Origin of the sequence: Streptomyces natalensis ATCC 27448 (assembly GCF_000935125.1) — a bacterium.
Taxonomy (GTDB): Bacteria; Actinomycetota; Actinomycetes; order Streptomycetales; family Streptomycetaceae; genus Streptomyces; species Streptomyces natalensis.
In genome coordinates, this window is record NZ_JRKI01000017.1 from 213,390 (window position 1) to 233,540 (window position 20,151).

The window sequence follows — 20,151 nt, forward strand, 5'->3', positions numbered from 1 at the left end:
GAGCCCGGGAATTCGACCGGCCCCGCCGCGGGAATCCCCTCCCCCGGTCACAATTACCGCCGGGCGAATATGGCCGGACGAGACACAGCCCACGCACATTTCCCGCACATCCTGTGGCCCGGGGTCTACGGCCGCTCCCGGCGGACGGGCCCCTCGGACAGCCCCTGGTCCTCCGTACCGGTGAACCGCAGCGCCAGGTCGTTGTCGAGGGTGTAGTACGGCTTGACCTTGACCTGCCCGGCCGCCGTCGGCAACGGCAGTGCGGGATAACGGAAGATCTGTTTCTTGTCCGGTACGTCGTCCAGGAGGCGGGCTATGCGCACCGGGTGGGCGTCCGCGGCGGGGCGCAGCCACAGGTCCCACGGCTCGCCGCCGTCCGGCCCGGTGCCGGCCAGTTCCTCGTGGGTCAACGTGAAGGTGAAGTCCGGGCCCTCGATGTCCAGCGGGACGGTGACGGCGGGCGCGGCGTCGTCCACGGCCCGCGTGGTGCGCCGGGCGCGCGCCTCGGCCCGGGCACCGGCCGCCGGGGAGGCGCCGTAGAGCCGGCCGGAGACCGTGATGCCCTCGGGCGTCACCCGGATGTCGCCGGCCTCGGCGTGCGGGCCGCGCAGCCAGCTGCGCAGGGCGAGATTGCCGAATTTCGTGGCGTACGGAATGCGCACGCCGAGCCGGCCGATACCGGCCAGCGGGCGGCGGTCCACCAGGGAGCGCAGATCGTTGATGCCGGGCAGCAGGCGCCGCGGGTCCGAGCCGTCGCCCAGGTCGGCGTAGGCGTTCCAGCGGCCCTCGGCGAGCGCGACGGTGCTGGGCAGGACGGCGCGCAGCCGGCCGGAGCCGTTCGGGCCCAGCGGCAGCCGGACCTCGTCGTCGACGCCGTCGCCGCCGCGCAGCCGCAGCACCAGGGCGGCGTTCCAGGAAGTGGGGGCGGACTCGGGGGCGTTCAGGTCGAAGGTGAGGCCGCCGGCGGAGTCGGCGATGCAGTCGGCCCGCAGCTCCACCGGAGCGGCGGCCGCGGCCTGGGGTTCCTGGTCGATGACCGCATCCTTCGTCGGGGGTGTCGGGGTCGTCGTGGAGCTCATCGGCGTCGTGGGGGTCCCGGGCGTGGTGGTCGAGGCGGTCATGCCGTGCGCACCCCTCTCACCGCGCGGGCGGCGTCCTTGGTGGCGTAGACGCCGCTGAGCAGCGCGCCCCGGGTGCGGTGCCAGGTGCCGCGCAGGCGGTGGCCGCGGCGGCGGGCGAGCAGTTCGCCGAAGAGGGCTTCGTGGCGTCCGGCGACGACGGCCGGATCAAAGCGGCCGGAGGCGGCGAGCGCGGCGCGGCCCATCCGCTTGCGGGCGCCGTCGTCGTTGATCAGCTCCAGCAGCGCGCCGGCCAGCGCGGGGGGATCGCCGACCGGTACGAGCCGGCCGTCCACCCCGTCGTCGATGATCTCGCCGGGGCCGTGCGGACAGTCGGTGGCGACGACCGGGAGGCCACAGCGCATGGCCTCCACGATGGTCATCCCGAAGGCTTCGAGGCTGGAGGAGACCGCGGCGATCGAGCCCTTGGGCCACTCGGGCTCCAGGGGGCTGGCCGGGCCCATCAGGAAGACGTGGTTGTACAGGCCGAGTTCGTCTATGAGCGCGCGCAGCGCCGCCTTCTCCACGCCGCCGCCGTATATCCGCAGCCGCCAGTCGGGGCGCTGGGCGACGACCTCGGCGAAGGCGCGGACCAGGATGTCGTAGCGCTTGGCGCGGGCCAGCCGGCCGGCCGCGACGACCCATTTGCTGCCGCCGTCGGCGGGCTGGACGCCGGGGGCGGGCACGCTGTTGGGCACCGCCGCTATCCGCACGCCGGGCAGCCGCAGCGCGCCGCGGTAGGCGCGGGCGTCGGCCTCGGTGACGGTGGTGACCGCGTCCAGCCGCGGATAGGCGCCGCGCAGCGCGAGCCGGAGCTCCCGGGAGTGGGTGTTCAGGGTCAGATGCTCCTGCCCGATCCGCACCGGCCCGCGCCGGGCCTGCCGGGCGATGTGGACGTTCAGTCCGGGGCGGGTGCCGACGACCACGTCCGCTTCGAGGCGGCGCAGATGCTGGGCGATACGGCGGTCGGTGAGCTCGCTGTACTGGGCGTGGCGGCGCTCGGCGGCGGGGAACACCTTGGCGGGCCGCCGGTGCGCCGGGTCGGCGCCCTCGTAGCCGGGGCCGTCCTCCCTGAGGTCCACCAGATGCCGCAGCGTGACCCCGGCGCCGAGGCCGAGGACCGGGGTGTCGCGGTGGCGCAGTACGGAGACGATCTCGACGTCGTGCCGCTCGGCGAGCGTATGGGCCAGGTTGAACGTGGTGCGGATCGTCCCCCCGATCCCGTACGCGTTGTGTAGCAGGAATGAGATGTGCATCCGTCCCCGTGTCCCCTGGTCTTCCGTTTTCCGGCCGTGCCCGGACTCCGCGCGGACGACATCCCGCGCCCCCCGACGGCGTCATACGTCCGGCTGCTGAACGGTTGGACACCGCAAAGGAGTTCCGGGTTGGGGGGTTTCGCCAAGTTGTTCCTTAAAAGTTAGGTCATCGGTAGCGACGGAAGGGAACCTTCCGGGACCGGATCGCATCCTCCGTCAGATGCCCGGTCCGCCGGACGGGCCGGACGGGCCGGACGGGCCGGACGGGCCGGACGGGCCGGACGGGCCGGACGGGCCGGACGGGCCGGACGGGCCGGACGGCGCCATGGACGGCCCCGCGGCCGGAGCCGCCGGCGGAGCGGCCGACGGCGCAGGGGCCGGGTTGTCGGACGGGGCGGCGGGCCGGCCGGTGGGCGGCGCGGCCGGCGCCCCCGGGGGCGGCGCGGCCGTCGGGTCGGGCGACGGCGCCGGGTCCAGCGGGTCGGGGCGCGGGACGTAGGTGGTCCCGCTCAGCCCGTAGCGCCGGGCGCAGGCCGGCCAGGCACCCCAGCCCTGGGAGGCGAGGACCCGCTCGGCGACCGCGATCTGCTCCTCGCGGGAGGCGAGGTCGGCGCGCGGTGCGAAGTCGAGGCCGCCGTAGCCCCGCCAGGTCGGGTACCCGAACTGGAGGCCGCCGTAGTAGCCGTTGCCGGTGTTGGCGCGCCAGTTGCCGCCGCTCTCGCACCGGGCGATGCAGCCCCACGGCCAGCGGTCGGCGGCGCAGGAGTAATCCACCGCTCCCCCGTCGTTCCCGTCCCCGGGGCGGGCCTGTGCGTCGGCCGGGCCACCGGGCAGGGTCAGGACCAGGGCGGCGGCCGCCGCGACGAGCACGGAGAAGGCACCCGCACGGCGCCGGAGCGCCGGAAAGTGGTCGGACATAGCCGGTGACGCTAGGCAGGTTCCCGCCGCGGACTCACGCGCCGCGCCCGCCACGCCGGGCGTCCCCGCCCGCGACGGCGTAAGGAAACCGCCCATTCGCGTCTGTTTTCCCTACCGAAACCGATCATTCACGACCGCTTTTCCCCCACTCGCCGCCCTTCTTCGCTGTGCGTCGTTTGGTTCGATTCTGTTCCCGTCCGCGCGTGACTCCGGCCGCAGGTCACCCGTTGTCCTTGTAGGAGCCGGGACAACGCCCGGCAGCCGCTCAGAGATCGAGGAGCCCCCGTGCCGCGCATGCTCGACGTCAGCGACGAGGTCCGCGCCGAGATCGGCGACGAAGAAGCCGATCGCCTGCTGGACGGTGGCGACGCCCCCGGAAGCTACGACTGCACGTCATGCCGCACCCCCGGCGACAGCGAGCAGGAGCGCACCAGCACCGTCCTGTTCGTGGGCGAGGAGACCGCGGTGCTCGCGTTCGCGCACGCCACCTGCATCCCCTCGCAGGTCGTCCCGGTGTCGGAGGAGCAGCTCAAGGGCGCCGTCCGCTCCATCACCGGCAAGGACGACGACACCGCCCACACCCCCGTGCAGGAGCCCGGCCCCGTCGCCCCGCCGCCCGCCGGCGAGCATCAGGCGACCCTGGGAATCACCTGCGGCCTGGTGCTGATCGAGGGCGAACTGCGCCCGGCGCTGGTCGTCGAGCCCAACGGCCCCATCGCCCGCCCCGGTTCGATGAGCCAGCAGGACGAATTCCTCCCGCTGCTGCGGGAGCAGGGCTTCGGCAATGTGACGGACATGAACCAGCTCCCCGCCCCCAACCCGGGCTGGTCCGCCCTGCTGGCCATGGGCAAGCTGCACGCCGTGCTCCAGCCGGGCTCGGCCGGCAACCAGTCCGCATGGTGGCAGGCACATCAGCCGCTGGCGGTCTCCGAGGGCTGGCGCGCGGCGGCCAACAAGGCGCAGGCCGTGCTGATGTACGCCGCGCCCGCGGGCACCATCGGCCACCAGCCGCGCGAGGACCTGATGCGCCAGGCGCTGGAGCAGGCCGCCGCCCAGGGCGTGCTGGTGGCCGCGGCGATGCCGCTGGCCGGCACCGCCGCCTGAGCCCGGCCGCAGCCACCGATCGCGGGAGCGACGCCGCCTGATGGGCGGTATTGCCCCGCGATCGGCCCTTTCCGGCCGAAAGCCGCACCCTCCGGGCACCGGGGTCGTTTGCAGATACGTGCACGCATACGACCCCTCCTCCCGCGCCCCGTACCACCCGATCCCCGGCATGCGCCCGTCGCACGAGCCCGGGGGGCACTCGCCGGACCGCGCCTCGGGCACCCCGATCTATGACGCGCTCTACGCCGAGTACCGCCGCTCCTTCAAAGCACTGCCCGGGGACCGTACGGACGAGGCGGAGGTCCCCGAGTCGCTGCGCGGCAACTGGAACCGCACGACGGCCTCCACGGGCCACTGGGAGGTCGTGGGCCGCCAGCCCTACCACCCCCGGGGCCATATCCCCGCGGCCCTTCCCCCGGGCCAGCGCGACGCCCGTTCCCAGGGCCGCTGAACCCCGCACGGACACGACGGCGCCCGGACCCCGCCGGGGTCCGGGCGCCGTGCTGCCGCCGTTACTTCTTCCTGCCGCGCTTCTCGCGCACCCGTACCGAGATGTGGACCGGCGTCCCCTCGAAGCCGAACTCCTCGCGCAGCCGCCGCTCGATGAAGCGGCGGTAGCCCGCCTCCAGGAAGCCGGAGGCGAAGAGCACGAAGCGCGGGGGCCTGGTGCCGGCCTGGGTGCCGAAGAGGATGCGGGGCTGCTTGCCGCCGCGGATCGGGTGCGGGTGGGAGGCGACGATCTCGCCGAGGAAGGCGTTCAGCCGGCCCGTGGGGATACGGGTCTCCCAGCCGGCCAGCGCCGTCTCGATCGCCGGGACCAGCTTCTCCATGTGGCGCCCGGTGCGCGCGGAGACGTTCACCCGCATCGCCCACGGGATCTGGACGAGATCCCGCTCGATCTCCCGCTCCAGGTAGAAGCGGCGCTCCTCGTCGAGGGTGTCCCACTTGTTGTACGCGATGACCAGGGCGCGCCCGGCCTCCACGGCCATCGTGATGATCCGCTGGTCCTGGACGCTGATGGACTCGCTGGCGTCGATCAGGACGACCGCCACCTCGGCCTTCTCCACGGCCGCCGCGGTGCGCAGCGAGGCGTAGTAGTCGGCGCCCTCCTGGAGGTGCACCCGGCGGCGGATACCGGCGGTGTCCACGAACTTCCAGGTCTTGCCGCCCAGTTCGATCATCTCGTCGACCGGGTCGCGGGTGGTGCCGGCGATCTCGTTGACGACCACCCGCTCCTCGCCGGCGACCTTGTTCAGCAGCGACGACTTACCGACGTTCGGGCGGCCGATCAGTGCGATCCGGCGGGGGCCGCCGAGGGCGGCGCCGAAGGTCTGCGCGGGTGCCTCGGGCAGCGCCTCCAGCGCGGCGTCGAGCATGTCGCCGGTGCCGCGGCCGTGCAGCGCGGAGATCGGGTGCGGCTCGCCCAGGCCCAGCGACCACAGCATCGCGGCGTCCGCCTCGCCGGACGGGCCGTCGACCTTGTTGGCGACCAGCACGACGGGCTTGCCGGCGCGGCGCAGCAGCTTGACGACGGCCTCGTCGGTGTCGGTGGCGCCGACCTTGGCGTCCACGACGAAGACGACCGCGTCGGCGGCCTCGATGGCGAACTCGGCCTGCATCGCCACGGAGGCGTCGATGCCGAGCACGTCCTGCTCCCAGCCGCCGGTGTCGACGACCTTGAAGCGGCGGCCGTTCCAGTCGGCCTCGTAGGTGACGCGGTCGCGGGTGACGCCCGGCTTGTCCTCGACGACCGCCTCGCGGCGGCCGATGATGCGGTTCACCAGCGTCGACTTGCCGACATTGGGGCGGCCGATGACGGCGAGGACGGGCAGCGGACCGTGTCCGGCCGCCGCGATGTCACCCTCGACCTCTTCGAGGTCGAAGCCCTCTTCCGCGGCGAGCTCCATGAACTCCGCGTACTCGGCGTCGCCAAGCGCACCGTGCTCGTCGCCGGTGGGGGTCTGGTCGTTCATGAAGTCCGTTCCTCGTTCATCATCGTCATCGGTGGGGCACTGGTACGCGCCCCACTACTCAAAGTGTCGGTCGGCGCCCGGTCAGGCGCCTGGCCTCGGCCAGGTGGGCGGTCAGCCGCTCCTGGATCCGTACGGTCGCCTCGTCCAGCGCCTTACGGGTGCGCCGCCCGCTGCCGTCGCCCGCCTGGAAGCCGTCACCGAAGACGACATCGACGCGGCCGCGCAGCGGCGGTATGGCCGGGTTCAGCCGGCTGGTGCGGTCGGTGCTGCCGAGCACCGCGACGGGCACGACCGGAGCCCCGGAGCGCACCGCGAAGTACGCCAGCCCGGCGCGCAGCGACGCGAAGTCACCCTCGCCGCGGGTGCCTTCGGGAAAGATCCCCAGCACACCGCCGCGCTCCAGCACACCGACCGCGTCGGTGATCGCCTTGCGGTCGGTGGCGTCGCGGTCCACCTTCAGCTGCCCGATACCGCGCAGGAAGGGATCCAGCGGGCCGACGAAGGCTTCCTTCTTGATGAGGAAGTGCACCGGCCGGGGCGCGGTGCCCATCAGCATCGGGCCGTCGATACCGTGCGAGTGGTTGACGGCGAGGATCACCGGGCCCGCGGACGGCACCTTCCAGGCGCCCAGCACCCGCGGCCGCCACAGCCCGTACATCAGGCCGATGCCGATCCGCCGGCCGACCGCGGCGCCGGCCTCGCTCGGCGCCCTGCCGGATTCGGTCACCGGGCGAGTCCCGCCTTTGCGGCGCTCGCGCCCTCGATCAGGGTGACCACGCATTCGATGACCTGCTCCAGGGTCAGCTCGGTGGTGTCCACCTCGACCGCGTCGTCCGCCTTGGCCAGCGGGGAGGTCTTACGCGAGGAGTCGGCGGCGTCCCGCTTGATCAGGGCCTCGCGGGTGGCGGCCAGGTCGGTGGCGTCCTTGCCCTTGAGCTCGCCCGCGCGGCGGGCCGCCCGGGCCTCGGGGGACGCGGTGAGGAAGACCTTGAGGTCGGCGTCGGGCAGGACCGTTATGCCGATGTCACGGCCCTCGACGACGATGCCGCGCGGCGCCTCGGCGGCGATGGTGCGCTGGAGCTCGGTGATCCGGGCGCGCACCTCGGCGACCGCGCTGACGGCGCTGACCGCGGCGGTGACCTCCTGGGTGCGGATCGGGCCCGCGGCGTCCAGACCGTCGACCGAGATGGTCGGGGCGGCCGGGTCCGTACCGGAGACGATGTGCGGCTTGGCGGCGGCATCGGCGACGGCGGTGGCGTCCTGGACGTCGATGCCGTTGCTCAGCATCCACCACGTGATCGCGCGGTACTGGGCGCCGGTGTCGAGATAGCCGAGGCCCAGCTTGGCGGCGACGGCCTTGGACGTGCTGGACTTGCCCGTGCCTGCGGGGCCGTCGATGGCGACAATCACTGCAGCCGGGGCGGTCCGGGTGGCGGTTTCCACGGTGACGAACACCTTTCCTGTGCACGGGGCGGAGGTCCACGGCCGATAAGTGGCCTCGGACAAGGTTACTGGCTCGCCCGCACCGCCCCGTCCACGGTCTCACTGGCGGATCGACCAGCCCCGCTCCCTCAGCTCCGCGGTCAGCGCCGGGACCGCCGCCGGCTGCACCGTGAGCTGGATGAAGCCGGCCTGCTGGCCGGTGGCGTGCTCGATGCGGACGTCCTCGATGTTGACCCCGGCCAGGCCGGCGTCGGCGAAGATCCGGGCCAGCTCGCCGGGCTGGTCGCCGATGTAGACCGCGACCGTCTCGTACGCGGCCGGGGCGGCGCCGTGCTTGCCCGGCACCCGCTCGCGACCGGCGTTGCCGCGGCGCAGGACGTCCGCGATACCGCCGGCGCCGGCGCCGCGTTTGTCCTCGTCGGCGGACTGGAGGGAGCGCAGCGACCGTACGGTCTCGTCCAGGTCGGCGGCGACCTCGGCCAGCACATCGGCGACCGGCCCCGGATTGGCGGAGAGGATGTCGATCCACATCGCCGGGTCGGAGGCCGCGATCCGCGTCACGTCCCGGATGCCCTGGCCGCACAGCCGCACCGCGGTCTCGTCGGCGCCCTTGAGGCGGGCGGCGACCAGGCTGGAGACCAGCTGCGGGGTGTGCGAGACCAGGGCGACGGCGCGGTCGTGGGCGTCGGCGTCCATCACCACCGGCACGGCCCGGCACAGCGCGACCAGCTCCAGCGCGAGGTTGAGGACCTCGGTGTCGCCGTCGGGCCGCGGGGTGAGCACCCAGGGCCGGCCTTCGAAGAGATCGGCGGTGGCGGCCAGCGGCCCGGAGCGCTCCTTGCCGGACATCGGGTGGGTGCCGAGGTAGCCGGACAGATCGCAGCCCAGCGCCTCCAGCTCGCGGCGCGGGCCGCCCTTGACGCTGGCGACGTCGATGTAGGCGCGGGCCGCGCCGCGCCGCATGGCACCGGCCAGCGCCGCCGCGACATGGGCCGGCGGCACCGCCACGATCGCCAGGTCGACGCGGCCGGGCGGCGCCTCCGCCAGGCCCGCGCCCAGCGCCGCGGCCGTCAGGGCCTGCGCCTGGTCGTGGTCCTCGAGGTAGACCTGGACGCCGCGGGCGTTGAGCGCCAGCGCGGCCGAGGTGCCGATCAGGCCCGTTCCGATGACGAGTGCGGTCCTCACTGGGCGATGTCCTTCCGCAGCGCCGCCGCCGCACCGAGGTAGACGTGCGCGACCCCGGCCTTCGACAGCCCGGTCTCGACATGGGCCAGCACCCGCACCACCCGCTCCATCGCGCCGGCCACCTCCAGCTCCTGGGCACACAGCAGCGGCACATCGGTGATCCCGATACTGCGCGCGGCGGCCGCCGGGAAGTCGCTGTGCAGATCGGGGGTGGCGGTGAACCACATGCTGATCAGGTCCTCCGGCACGAGGTCGTTGCGCTCCAGGATGGCCAGGAGCAGCTCGGCCACCTGCTCCCGCATGTGCTGCGCGTCGTCCCGCTCCAGCTGGACGGCCCCCCGGACCGCTCGTACCGCCACGTCACCGCTCCCTGCGTTCTGTGCGTACGCCTCTGCGTCCGCACAGATCAGCGTATCGAGAGGCGCTGACAACCGTGCGCCGAGCCAGTGCAATTCCGGTGACAGCCACCGCCCCGACCGGTGACAATCGCCCGCATGCCGACCGACCGCCCGACCGTTCCCGCAGGCCCTGAGCTGGTTGCCCACCACACCGTGTACGCGTGTGTGATGGGTTCGCGCGCCTTCGGGCTGGCGACGGAGTCCAGCGACATCGACCGGCGCGGGGTCTATCTCGCGCCCACCCGGCTCTTCTGGGCGTTCGAGAAGCCGCCGACGCATGTGGAGGGGCCGCGCGAGGAGGAGTTCTCCTGGGAGCTGGAGCGCTTCTGCGAGCTGGCCCTGCGGGCCAATCCCACCGCCCTGGAGTGCCTGCACTCCCCCCTCGTCGAGCGCATCGACGCCACGGGCCGCGAGCTTCTCGCACTGCGCGAGGCGTTCCTCTCCCGGCAGGCGCACCGCACCTTCGCCGGCTACGCGGCCGGGCAGCTCAAGCAGCTCCATGCCGATGTGCGGCTGCGCGGCGCGCCCCGCTGGAAGCACGCCATGCATCTGCTGCGGCTGCTGGCGAGCTCGCGTGATCTGCTGCGGACGGGCGTCCTCACGCTGGACATCGGCGAGGCCCGGGAGGAGTTGCTGGCGGTCCGGCGCGGGGAGGTGCCGTGGGAGGAGGTGGAGCGCCGTCTGGTGGCGCTCACCGAGGAGGCCGAGGCGGCCGTCTCGGGCTCCCCGCTGCCGGCCGAACCGGACCGGGCCCGGGTGGCGGACTTCCTCTTCCGGGTCCGCCGTGCCTCCGCCCTTGGCTGATGGCCCCACGTTTTTGTCTTTCCCGCCGTGGTGTGTTCTCGCCGTTGCTCCCCCAGCTAACGCTGGGAGGTACCCCCAGCTGCGGGCGTGGGTTTGTCGGGTGCGGTACCACGCCTCCGGACTTCGTCCTGCGGCGCGGCCCCTCCCGACGGTGGGGGGTAAAAACCCGTGCCCGCCCCCACCGTCTTTCCCCACCCCCAACGGGGAGGTGCCGGACCGTAGCGGCGGAGCCGTGTAGGGGCGGTACCGCTGCCGGACAGCCCCGCGCCAGCGGCAACGCCCGCCGCAGGCGTCACGGTGGGAAAGCCCGAACGTCGGCTCAGGCAAAGCGCAGCGAACGGGCCGCAGGCGCAACGGCGACAAACCCCTACGGCGGGCAAGCCGAAAACGTGGGGCCATCAGCCCAAGGCAACGAGTTCCGCCCGGTACTCGATACGGGCGGACCACTCCGCGGGCCACGCGTCAGCGCCCGCGTGAGCCCCGGCGAACGCGCCGGCAAGGCACGCGATGGAATCGGAGTCGCCGGAGGTACACGCCGCGCGCCGCAGTACGGTGAGCGGTTCGTCGGGGAAGAGCAGGAAGCACAGCAGGCCCGTGGCCAGCGCCTCCTCGGCGATCCAGCCGGCGCCGGTGGCCAGGCACGGATCGGCCTCCGGGTCCGGCGCGGCGAGCGCCGCGTCCAGCCGGTCCAGGACGCCCAGGCACTCGTCCCAGCCGCGGGCGATGAACGTCGTCGGCGTGGGGTCCTGGGCGTACCGCCACAGGTCGCCGAGCCAGTCCTCGCGGTATTCGGTGCGGTGGGCGTGGACGTACGCGCGCAGCAGACCGGTCAGCTCGGCGGGGCGCGCCCCGTCGGCGAGGAGGCGTACGGCGTACGCGGTCAGGTCGGAGGCGGCCAGCGCCGTGGGGTGGCCGTGGGTGAGCGCGGACTGGAACTGGGCGGCGCCGGAGCGCTGCCGGCCGCTCAGCCCGGGGGCGAGCCCGACGGGTGCGACGCGCATGTTGGCGCCGCAGCCCTTGGAGGTGATCTGGGTGGCCTCGGCCCAGGGCCGGTCCTCGTCGCTGAGCAGCTCGCAGGCGCGCAGGCAGGTGTAGCCCGGCGCCCGGTTGTTGTCGGGCGAGCGCCACCAGGCGACGTACTCCCGGCGTACGGGGCCCTCCAGGCTCCGCGCGGTGAGCTCGCCCTGCTGCATGGCCGTGCGCAGCCCGCGGCCGAGCGCCAGCGTCATCTGGGTGTCGTCGGTGACGATGGCGGGATCGGGCAGCTCCATCCGCCGCCATGGCCCGCACTTGGCGAGGATCGCCGGCACGTCGTTGAACTCGGTCGGAAAGCCGAGCGCGTCACCGAGCGCGAGCCCGATGAGCGCGCCGGTGGCGGCGGAGTTCGTGTCCCCCATCGCGTCCATCATTGCCTCCCCCATGAAAAACCACCCCTTAATCGTCATTATGACGTTAAGGGGTGGCGCGGCAATACCGCAAGCGGCAAGCGGGGTCCGGCTACAGCTCGACCTCGCGCATCAGCATGCCGACCTCGGTGTTGGTCATCCGGCGCAGCCAGCCCGACTTCTGGTCGCCCAGGGAGATCGGGCCGAAGGCCGTACGGACCAGCTTGTCGACCGGGAAGCCCGCCTCGGCGAGCATCCGGCGCACGATGTGCTTACGGCCCTCGTGGAGGGTGACCTCGACGAGGTAGTTCTTGCCGGTGTTCTCGACCACCCGGAAGTGGTCGGCGCGGGCGTAACCGTCCTCCAGCTCGATGCCGTCCTTGAGCCGCTTGCCCAGGTCGCGCGGGAGGGGGCCCTGGATGGCGGCCAGGTAGGTCTTCTTGACGCCGTAGCGCGGGTGGGTGAGGCGGTGGGCCAGCTCGCCGTGGTTGGTGAGCAGGATGATGCCCTCGGTCTCGGTGTCCAGGCGGCCGACGTGGAAGAGACGGGTCTCGCGATTGGTGACGTAGTCGCCGAGGCACTGGCGGCCGTCGGGGTCCTCCATGGTGGAGACGACGCCGGCCGGCTTGTTGAGGGCGAAGAAGAGGTAGGACTGGGTGGCGACCGTCAGGCCGTCGACCTTGATCTCGTCCTTCTCCGGGTCGACGCGGACGCCCTGCTCCGTGACGATCTTGCCGTTGACCTCGACCCGCGCCTGGTCGATCAGCTCCTCGCAGGCCCGCCGCGAGCCCATACCGGCCCTGGCCAGCACCTTCTGGAGCCGCTCACCCTCCTGCTCCGCGCCGGGGAAGGTCTTGGGGGTCTTGACCTGCGGCTTGTCGTGGCGGGCGCGGTTGCGCTCCTCGACCTGGGCGTCGTACTCGCGGGGCCGCGCGGGGCCCTGGCCGCGGCCGCGCTGGGGACCGCCGCCCTTGGCGCCGAAGCCGGACTTCGCTCCCGTACGGGGACCGCCCTTGGCGCCGCCGCGGGCCGCATCGCCGCGCCCCTTGCGGGGGCCGTCGCCGGTGCCGCCGCCGGATCCGCCCACGTCGTAGCGGCGCTCCTCGGGACGGGGGCGGCCCGAGCGCTGCTGCTTGTCGTCCCGCTGGTTGCCGGCACCGCGGTGGTTGCCCCTACCGCCGCCGCTGCTGCCCCTGCTGTTCCTGCCGCTGCTTCGCATCAATGATCCGTCTGAGAGTCGCCGCTGTCGTCTACGTCGAACGACGGGATACCTTCCGGGGAGTCGCCCTCGACCGCGTCCGCCTCCGGGAGGAACGGTGCGAGCTCAGGGAGCTCGTCCAGGCCGCGCAGGCCCATCCGCTCCAGAAAGTAATTCGTCGTCCTGTACAGGATCGCACCTGTTTCAGGTTCCGTCCCCGCCTCCTCCACCAGACCGCGCTGGAGGAGCGTGCGCATCACACCGTCACAGTTCACCCCACGTACGGCCGAGACCCGGGAACGGCTGACCGGCTGACGGTACGCGACCACGGCCAGAGTCTCCAATGCGGCCTGGGTGAGGCGGGCCTGCTGGCCGTCCAGGACGAAGCTCTCGACGGCGTCGGCGTACGCGGCGCGGGAGTAGAAGCGCCAGCCGCCGGCCACCAGGCGCAGATCGAAGCCGCGGCCCTCGCGGGTGTAGTCGTCGGACAGCTCGCGCAGCGCGAGGGCCACTGCGCGGCGCGGGCGCTGGAGGACCTTCGCCAGGTGCTCCTCGGTTGCCGGCTCGTCCACGACCATCAGGACGGCCTCCAGGGCGGGTTTGAGCGCCAGCTCGGCGACCCCCAGCGCCCCCGCCGGCGCCGCGGGCCCCGCGTCCTCGGCGCCGGCTTCCTGCACCTCGTACGCGTCCTGGCGCGCCCCGTCCGCCCGGTCCGCCCCGTTCACGCTCACTGTGCCTCCTCCGTCCGCTGGGGCTCCTCCGCGGCCTCCGGTGCCGCCTCCTGGTCGAACTCGTCCGTCACGACCGGCACGGCTCCCTCCGCGCCCGTCCAGCGCACCGTCAGCGCCCCCAGCGCCTCCTCCTGGTCCAGCGCGACCACCCGCTCCCGGTAGAGCTCCAGCAGCGCCAGGAAGCGCGCCACGACGGTGAGGGTGTCCGGTGCGTCCGCCACCAGCTCCTGGAACCCGGCCCGGCCCGCCTCCCGCAGCCGCGCCATCACCACCTCGGCCTGCTCGCGCACGCTGACCAGCGGCGCGTGGATGTGGTCGACATAGACCTGCGGCTTCGCCCTGGGCCGCATCGCCTTGACGGCCAGCTTGGCGAACCCCTCCGCCCCGATGCCGAGGACCACCTCGGGCAGCAGCTCGGCGTGCTCCGGCTCCAGCCCGACGGTACGGGGGTAGCGGCGCTGCTCGTCCGTCAGCCGCTCGCTGAAGATGTCCGCGATGCGCTTGTACGCGCGGTACTGGAGCAGCCGGGCGAAGAGCAGGTCACGGGCCTCCAGCAGCGCGAGGTCCGCCTCGTCCTCCACCTCGGCTGCGGGCAGCAGCCGGGCCGCCTTCAGATCCAGCAGTGTCGCCGCGACCACCAGGAACTCGGTGGTCTGGTCCAGATCCCAGTCCGGCCCCATGGCGCGGATGTACGCCATGAATTCGTCGGTGACCTTCGACAGCGCGACCTCGGTGACGTCCAGCTTGTGTTTGGCGATGAGCTGGAGGAGGAGATCGAAGGGCCCCTCGAAGTTGCTCAGCCGGACGGTGAACCTACGGTCGTCGGGCTGCGGGGCTTCGGCGGAGGCGGTGGGAACGACGGGCGCGTCCGGTGTGCCGGGGACGTCCGGTTCCTCCTGCGGCTCGCCCCCCGGCCCGCGCCCCACAGGGCGCCGGGCTCGGGTGACGGAGGTGTCGTCGTGGGTCGTCGTGGGCATCGCGGTCCACAGGCTATCCCGCAGCCCGCCCCGCGGGACGCTCACCACCGCGCCGCGCGTCAGCGCCCCCGAAGCCGCCGTACCAGGATGCTGGCGTCCCCGCGGGACTCCAGGTCGGCGAGGACGACGGCGACGGCCTCGCGGACGATGCGGCCGCGGTCCACAGCGAGGCCGTGTTCGCCGCGCAGGACCAGGCGGGCGTGTTCGAGGTCCATGAGCTCCTCGGCGGAGACATAGACAGTGATCTTCTCGTCGTGCCGTTCGCGGCCGCTGGGGCGGCGGTTGGCGCCGCGGCCGGCGCCGCGGCGGCGGGCCGGGCCGCCGGGCTGGGCGACGACCGCCGGGCCCTTGGGGGCCTCGTCCGCCCCCCGGCCGCCGTGCTCGGCCGCGGCGGGCGGCGCCTGCACCGGGTCCTCACCGGGGTCGGCCTCGCCCGCCGGCGCCGGCACCCGGGGTGGCTCCCCCGGCGCCGGAGAGCCGCCCGCCGCGGAGCCGCTCGGCGGCCGGCGGGGCGGGGAGGACTGGAGTCCCATCCCCCCGGTGGTGCGGAAGAGTTCGTCGGCTCCGGGCAGACTCACTCGGCGTGACACCGGGCGAGCACCTCCCTGGCGAGCTGACGATAGGCGGCGGCACCGACGGAGTTGGAGGCGTACGTGGTGATCGGCTCGCCCGCGACGGTGGTCTCGGGGAAGCGGACCGTACGGCCGATGACGGTGTGGTAGACGTGATCGTCGAAGGCCTCGACGACGCGCGCCAGGACCTCGCGGCTGTGCACCGTACGGGAGTCGTACATCGTCGCCAGGATGCCGTCGAGCTCCAGCTCCGGGTTGAGCCGCTCCTGGACCTTCTCGATCGTCTCGGTGAGCAGCGCGACACCGCGCAGCGCGAAGAACTCGCACTCCAGCGGGACGATGACCTTGTGAGCCGCCGTCAGGGCGTTGACGGTGAGCAGACCGAGCGAGGGCTGGCAGTCGATGACGATGTAGTCGTAGTCGGCCAACAGCGGCTTGAGGGCGCGCTGGAGGGTCGACTCGCGGGCGACCTCGCTGACCAACTGCACCTCTGCCGCTGACAAATCGATATTGCTGGGCAGCAGGTCCATGTTGGGGACGGCGGTCTTCAGGAGCACCTCGTCGGCCGACATGCCCCGCTCCATGAGCAGGTTGTAGACCGTCAGGTCGAGTTCCATCGGGTTGACGCCGAGGCCGACCGAGAGGGCGCCCTGGGGGTCGAAGTCGACGAGCAGGACCCGTCGTCCGTATTCGGCGAGTGCGGCGCCCAGGTTGATGGTCGAGGTGGTCTTGCCGACCCCGCCCTTCTGGTTGCACATCGCGATGATTTTCGCCGGACCGTGGTCCGACAGCGGCCCCGGGATGGGGAAGTAAGGGAGCGGGCGTCCGGTCGGGCCGACGCGTTCGCGGCGCTGGCGCGCGGCGTCCGGCGCGAGCGTCGCGGCGTATTCGGGGTCCGGCTCGTACTCCGCGTCCGGATCGTAGAAGTGCCCCTCGGGCAGGTCGTCGTAGTCGGCGAGACGGGCGGGTTCTCCACTGCCCCGGTCGCCGGCCATGGCGTTCACGTGATGGCCGTCCATACTCTGGTGGGCTGTCGTGGAAATGCTCTGGTGCGCTGCATAGGTGTGGACCGCGACGGAGCCGACAGCCTCGAGCCCCGAGGGACCCTGGCCCCGTGCAACCGCTCCTGGCGCGCCACCTCCGGGAGTAAATGTCGACTCATTCACAAGTCGTCTTACCTCCTTGGATGCGACCAGGAAACTTATCGATAGGTCAGCGTGGCACCATGCCGACGGTTGGCGACTCTATGGCGTGTCGGGCGTTCGCAGCAACACAATCCACCGGACGCGGCACGATGTGTCGGTAACTCAACCCCCGAATGTCAAGGGCGCAGGGCGCTTCAACCCGATGTTTCGGGGGGTGGCGAATCGGTTAAAGGGTTACGTTCACGGCGAGTTGAGAGTCCGTCGACCGAAGACCGGCTCACGGCGTGTCGCACATACGACCGGCCGGGCCCCGTTGACAGGACCCGGCCGGACCGCTCGCGCGAACGCGACAGATTGACGCTTTATCAGCCGAGGAGCGTGCGCAGCTCGACCGAGTCGAGGCCGTGCGCCTCGGCGACCTCGGGGTAGACGACCTTGCCGTCGTGGGTGTTCAGGCCCTTCGCCAGCGCCGGGTCACGCCGCAGCGCCTCGACCCAGCCGTTGTTGGCCAGCGACACGATGTAGGGCAGCGTGGCGTTGGTCAGCGCGTAGGTGGAGGTGTTCGGGACCGCGCCGGGCATGTTGGCGACGCAGTAGAAGACCGAGTTGTGGACCTGGAAGGTCGGCTCGGCGTGAGTGGTCGGACGGGAGTCCTCGAAGCAACCGCCCTGGTCGATCGCGATGTCGACAAGGACACTTCCGGGCTTCATCTTGGCGACGAGCTCGTTGGTGACCAGCTTGGGGGCCTTGGCGCCCGGGATCAGGACGGCACCGATGACGAGGTCGGCCTCGACGACGGCCTTCTCCAGCTCGAAGGCGTTGGAGACGATCGTCTGCACCTTGGTGCCGAAGATCTTGTCGGCCTCGCGGAGCTTGTTGATGTCCTTGTCGAGCAGGGTGACATGGAAGCCCATGCCCACGGCGATCTGCACGGCGTTCCAGCCCGAGACGCCGCCGCCGATGACCACGGCCTTGCCGGCGTGGGTGCCTGGGACACCGCCCGGCAGGACGCCGCGGCCGCCGGCCTGGCGCATCAGGTGGTAGGCGCCGACCTGCGGGGCGATCCGGCCCGCGACCTCGGACATCGGGGCGAGCAGCGGCAGCGCGCGGTTGGCGGTCTCGACCGTCTCGTAGGCGATGGCGGTGGTGCGGGACTCCAGCAGGGCGTCCGTGCACTCCTTGGAGGCGGCCAGGTGCAGGTAGGTGAAGAGCGTCTGGTCCTTGCGGAGACGGTGGTACTCCTCCGCGATCGGCTCCTTGACCTTCAGCAGCAGGTCAGCGCTGCCCCACACCTCATCGGCGGTGCCGAGGATGGTGGCGCCGGCGGCGACGTACTCCTCGTTCGTGATGGACGAGCCGAGGCCGGCGTCCTTCTCGATGACGACCTCATGGCCGTGGCGGACGAGCTCGTGCACTCCGGCGGGCGTGATGGCCACGCGGAACTCGTTGTTCTTGACCTCGCGGGGGATACCGACCTTCACGTCGATCACGGTCCTTGAAAGAGAGCTTGCAGAGGAATTATCCCCTCATGCGATGCATGACGGAACTGACCGCGCCGTACGCGGCCCACCCAGTCTATTGAAGGAGCTCTTCTTGTCTAGCCTTGTAAAGCCATAATTCTCGCCGGAGGTACTACCGATTTCGTAGGTCAGTCGGGGTGATCTTCGAGGAGCTGCTCCCCCAGGTCACGGTGGAGCCGTGCGGCTGCTGGGTCGCCGAGGCGTTCGAGGGCGTCCGCAATCCGCAGTCGCAGTGCCGCCTCCAGGCGGGGGTCGTCCGCCACGCGGACGGATTCCAGGGCCTCCTGTGCGGTCCGTAGCGCCTCCTCGTGCGCTCCCGCACACTCCAGGACGTGGGCCAGCTCACCCAGCGCCCGCGCCTGGCCGGCCGTATCGCCGGCTCTGCGGTAGGTCCGCGCGGCCGCCCGCCACGCCTTGAGCGCCTCCTCCCACCGGCCGGTCCGGGCGCAGGCGGAGCCGATCCGGCCGTGCAGGCGGGCCGCGTCCGCCCGCTCCCCGCGGGCCAGCCGCAGCTCCAGCGCCCGTCCGTACCAGTCCGCGGCCCGCTGCCAGTCGTCCAGCGCCGCATAGGTGCCGCCCAGCGACTCCAGCGCGCGCCCGGTGGCCGGTTCGTCGCCCGCCGCGCGGGCCGCCTCCAGGGCGCCGCGGTAGCGGGTGAGGGCCGCTTCGGTGCGGCCGGTGCGGGCGTCCAGGTCCGCGAGGTTGAGCAGGGCCGCGGCCTGTTCGCGCGGCAGCCGGCGGCGCGTGGCGACCTCCAGGAGGAGCCCGTGCAGGGTGTAGAGGTCGGGCGCGGCCGCCTCGGGGCCCTGGTGCGCGAGCAGCGTACGGGTCAGCGCGGCCATCAACCGCCGGTCCAGCGTGTCCAGTTCACCGTCGGCGACGGCGATCCGGGCGGCGTCCAGCAGCACGTCGCGGCGGCCGCGCAGCCAGGTGGCGGCGGCGGCCCGGGAGGAGAAGCGCAGCGAACGCGGCAGGGCGGCGACCTTCTGGCGCGCGGGCGAACCGGGCGGCTCGGTCATCGCCCGGCACGACACCAGCAGCCGTACGGTCCGCTGGAGCATCCGGGCGCGGGCCAGCTGGATGTCGGCGGCCCGTTCGGTGTCCTCCAGCAGGGTGCGCACCAGCGGGGCCAGGCAGCCGGGCAGCCGGTAGGCGGGGTGCCCGGTGGCGCCGTCGGGTGCGGCCGTCGCCTCCTCCTGGCCCGCCACCGGGCGCAGCAGCCCCTTTTCGGTGAAGTCGTGCAGCGCCGTCCCGGCCGTGGCGAGCGTGCATCCGGCCAGCGCGGAGACCGTGTGCGCGTCCAGCAGGCCGCCGGGGGCCATGACGGTCAGTCGCAGTATCCGGGCCGCGGTCTGCGGCAGCGCGTCGTAGACGATGCGGAAGGCGCGGTTCAGCGGCCGGGCGGCGGTGGACTGGCCGTCGGGGGGCGGTACGGCGGCCAGCGCCTGGTGCAGATCGGCCAGCGAGGACTTGGGCCGGGCGGCGAGCCAGCCGCCGGCCAGTACCAGCGCGGCGGGCTGCCCGGCGCACTCCTCGGCGATGGCCTCGGCGGTGCGCGGATCGACGGTGATCCGGGTGGGCCCGGCGTAACTGGCGAGCAGTTCGACGGCGGCCGCGGTGTCCAGGCCGCCCAGGGTGCACGGCCGGACATCGGGGATGCCGGTCAGCGGCCCCTGGGAGACGACCACGACCAGGCAGTCCGGGGCGTCCGGGAGCAGCGGCTCGACCTGTTCGGCGCCCGGGGCGTCGTCCAGGAAGAGCAGCGCACGGCGGCCGGCGAGGGCGCCGCGCAGCAGTTCGCTCAGCTCGTCCAGGGGGGCGCCGGGCGGGGCGGTGGTGCCGAGCGCATCGAGCAGCTCGCGGGCGATGACCTCGGTGGCGGCCGGTTCGCCGTCCCGGCCGGTGAGGGTGGTGCGCAGCACCCCGTCGGGGTAGTCGGCGGCGAGCTCGCGCAGCAGGGCCTCGGCCAGCGCGGTACGGCCGGAGCCGGGGCGGCCGGCGATCAGCAGGACGCGGCTGCGGGCGCCCCGGCGGCCGGTGAGGGTGTCCAGGCCGGTGCGTTCGATGTCGGCGCGCAGCGCCTTGAGCTCGCGGCGGCGGCCGGCGATCCGGGCGGCAGGGGGCGGGGTGGAGGGCGCGGGGACGGTGACGGCGCCGTCCCGGCGGGGCCCCGATGCCCGCCGGGACGGCGCGGCCGTGGCGCCCCCGGCCGGCCGGTCCCTCGCCTCCGGCGGGAGCTGCCCGCCGCCCACCGCCTGATCCGTCACCGGCCACGCTCCTGTCCAGCTGCGCGTACGAGCCCGCCGCATTCGGCGGCGGGAACGGTGCCGAGCGTAGTTCACGATCCGTCACCGGCCGCGCTCAGCGGGGCGGTTGGTCACTCGATCGGAACAGCAGATCATCAGACCGGTGGGTAAGGGACCG

General features: G+C 72.9%; 19 protein-coding genes. 3 read left to right on the forward strand and 16 right to left on the reverse strand.

The annotated features are described in order from the left end of the window. Positions 1-125: 125 nt before the first annotated feature. From SNA_RS12115 to SNA_RS12125, 3 genes are all read right to left on the reverse strand, one after another. A complete protein-coding gene (locus SNA_RS12115; protein WP_241779615.1) occupies positions 126-1,121 on the reverse strand; it encodes a hypothetical protein in 996 nt (331 codons plus the stop codon). Next, on the reverse strand, positions 1,118-2,374 hold the full coding sequence (locus tag SNA_RS12120) for a glycosyltransferase family 4 protein (RefSeq protein WP_044364769.1): 1,257 nt from the start codon (positions 2,372-2,374) through the stop codon (positions 1,118-1,120). The genes SNA_RS12115 and SNA_RS12120 overlap by 4 nt, the downstream gene beginning before the upstream one ends. Before the next feature lie 216 nt (positions 2,375-2,590). Next, positions 2,591-3,292 (reverse strand): transglycosylase family protein, encoded by a 702-nt coding sequence (locus SNA_RS12125; protein WP_052808899.1) that lies wholly within the window; start codon positions 3,290-3,292, stop codon positions 2,591-2,593. 285 nt (positions 3,293-3,577) lie between these two features. Here SNA_RS12125 and SNA_RS12130 point away from each other — a divergent pair, with 285 nt between their 5' ends. Next, entirely contained in the window at positions 3,578-4,396 is an 819-nt protein-coding gene (locus SNA_RS12130; RefSeq protein WP_030067857.1) for a hypothetical protein, read from the forward strand. 169 nt (positions 4,397-4,565) lie between these two features. Next, on the forward strand, positions 4,566-4,847 hold the full coding sequence (locus tag SNA_RS12135; protein WP_044364771.1) for a hypothetical protein: 282 nt from the start codon (positions 4,566-4,568) through the stop codon (positions 4,845-4,847). Positions 4,848-4,908: 61 nt separating this feature from the next. Here the strand turns inward: SNA_RS12135 and der are convergent, their stop codons facing one another. The 5 genes from der to aroH all read right to left on the reverse strand — a co-directional run bounded on the left by der (position 4,909) and on the right by aroH (position 9,356). Then, entirely contained in the window at positions 4,909-6,369 is a 1,461-nt protein-coding gene (der, locus tag SNA_RS12140) for a ribosome biogenesis GTPase Der (RefSeq protein WP_044364773.1), read from the reverse strand. Between the two features lie 58 nt (positions 6,370-6,427). Then, the gene (locus SNA_RS12145) at positions 6,428-7,096 is read right to left on the reverse strand and encodes a lysophospholipid acyltransferase family protein (RefSeq protein WP_030067854.1); all 669 of its coding nucleotides are present in this window, start codon (positions 7,094-7,096) and stop codon (positions 6,428-6,430) included. Next, positions 7,093-7,824: a (d)CMP kinase gene (cmk, locus tag SNA_RS12150; RefSeq protein ID WP_030067853.1), complete on the reverse strand. Its 732-nt coding sequence runs from the start codon at positions 7,822-7,824 to the stop codon at positions 7,093-7,095. The genes SNA_RS12145 and cmk overlap by 4 nt, the downstream gene beginning before the upstream one ends. Positions 7,825-7,911: 87 nt before the next feature. Beyond that, complete coding sequence (locus SNA_RS12155) at positions 7,912-8,997, reverse strand: prephenate dehydrogenase (protein ID WP_030067852.1); 1,086 nt, start codon at positions 8,995-8,997, stop codon at positions 7,912-7,914. Further along, positions 8,994-9,356, reverse strand: coding sequence for a chorismate mutase (gene aroH, locus SNA_RS12160; protein ID WP_030067851.1), 363 nt, complete (start codon positions 9,354-9,356; stop codon positions 8,994-8,996). Before aroH ends, SNA_RS12155 begins: the two co-directional genes overlap by 4 nt. 135 nt (positions 9,357-9,491) lie before the next feature. On the opposite strand from aroH, the gene SNA_RS12165 reads away from it, so the two are divergent. Next, positions 9,492-10,199: a nucleotidyltransferase domain-containing protein gene (locus tag SNA_RS12165; protein ID WP_030067850.1), complete on the forward strand. Its 708-nt coding sequence runs from the start codon at positions 9,492-9,494 to the stop codon at positions 10,197-10,199. Positions 10,200-10,597: 398 nt separating this feature from the next. On the opposite strand, the gene SNA_RS12170 is transcribed toward SNA_RS12165, so the two are convergent. The 8 genes from SNA_RS12170 to SNA_RS12205 all read right to left on the reverse strand — a co-directional run bounded on the left by SNA_RS12170 (position 10,598) and on the right by SNA_RS12205 (position 19,994). Then, positions 10,598-11,620, reverse strand: coding sequence for an ADP-ribosylglycohydrolase family protein (locus SNA_RS12170; protein WP_241779616.1), 1,023 nt, complete (start codon positions 11,618-11,620; stop codon positions 10,598-10,600). 76 nt (positions 11,621-11,696) lie between these two features. Next, complete coding sequence (locus tag SNA_RS12175) at positions 11,697-12,803, reverse strand: pseudouridine synthase (RefSeq protein ID WP_030067847.1); 1,107 nt, start codon at positions 12,801-12,803, stop codon at positions 11,697-11,699. Then, a complete protein-coding gene (scpB, locus tag SNA_RS12180; protein WP_044364920.1) occupies positions 12,803-13,459 on the reverse strand; it encodes an SMC-Scp complex subunit ScpB in 657 nt (218 codons plus the stop codon). The genes SNA_RS12175 and scpB overlap by 1 nt, the downstream gene beginning before the upstream one ends. Before the next feature lie 50 nt (positions 13,460-13,509). Further along, a complete protein-coding gene (locus SNA_RS12185) occupies positions 13,510-14,490 on the reverse strand; it encodes a segregation and condensation protein A (RefSeq protein ID WP_030067845.1) in 981 nt (326 codons plus the stop codon). A gap of 59 nt (positions 14,491-14,549) precedes the next feature. Next, positions 14,550-15,068 carry a hypothetical protein gene (locus SNA_RS12190; protein WP_044364776.1) on the reverse strand — a complete coding sequence of 173 codons (519 nt, stop codon included), beginning with the start codon at positions 15,066-15,068 and terminating at the stop codon, positions 14,550-14,552. Further along, positions 15,065-16,081, reverse strand: a complete 1,017-nt coding sequence (locus SNA_RS12195) for a ParA family protein (protein ID WP_018087947.1) — start codon at positions 16,079-16,081, stop codon at positions 15,065-15,067. The genes SNA_RS12190 and SNA_RS12195 overlap by 4 nt, the downstream gene beginning before the upstream one ends. Before the next feature lie 491 nt (positions 16,082-16,572). Then, complete coding sequence (gene ald, locus SNA_RS12200; RefSeq protein ID WP_030067842.1) at positions 16,573-17,688, reverse strand: alanine dehydrogenase; 1,116 nt, start codon at positions 17,686-17,688, stop codon at positions 16,573-16,575. A 167-nt stretch (positions 17,689-17,855) separates the two neighbouring features. Continuing rightward, complete coding sequence (locus tag SNA_RS12205; protein WP_044364780.1) at positions 17,856-19,994, reverse strand: tetratricopeptide repeat protein; 2,139 nt, start codon at positions 19,992-19,994, stop codon at positions 17,856-17,858. Between the last annotated feature and the right edge of the window lie 157 nt (positions 19,995-20,151).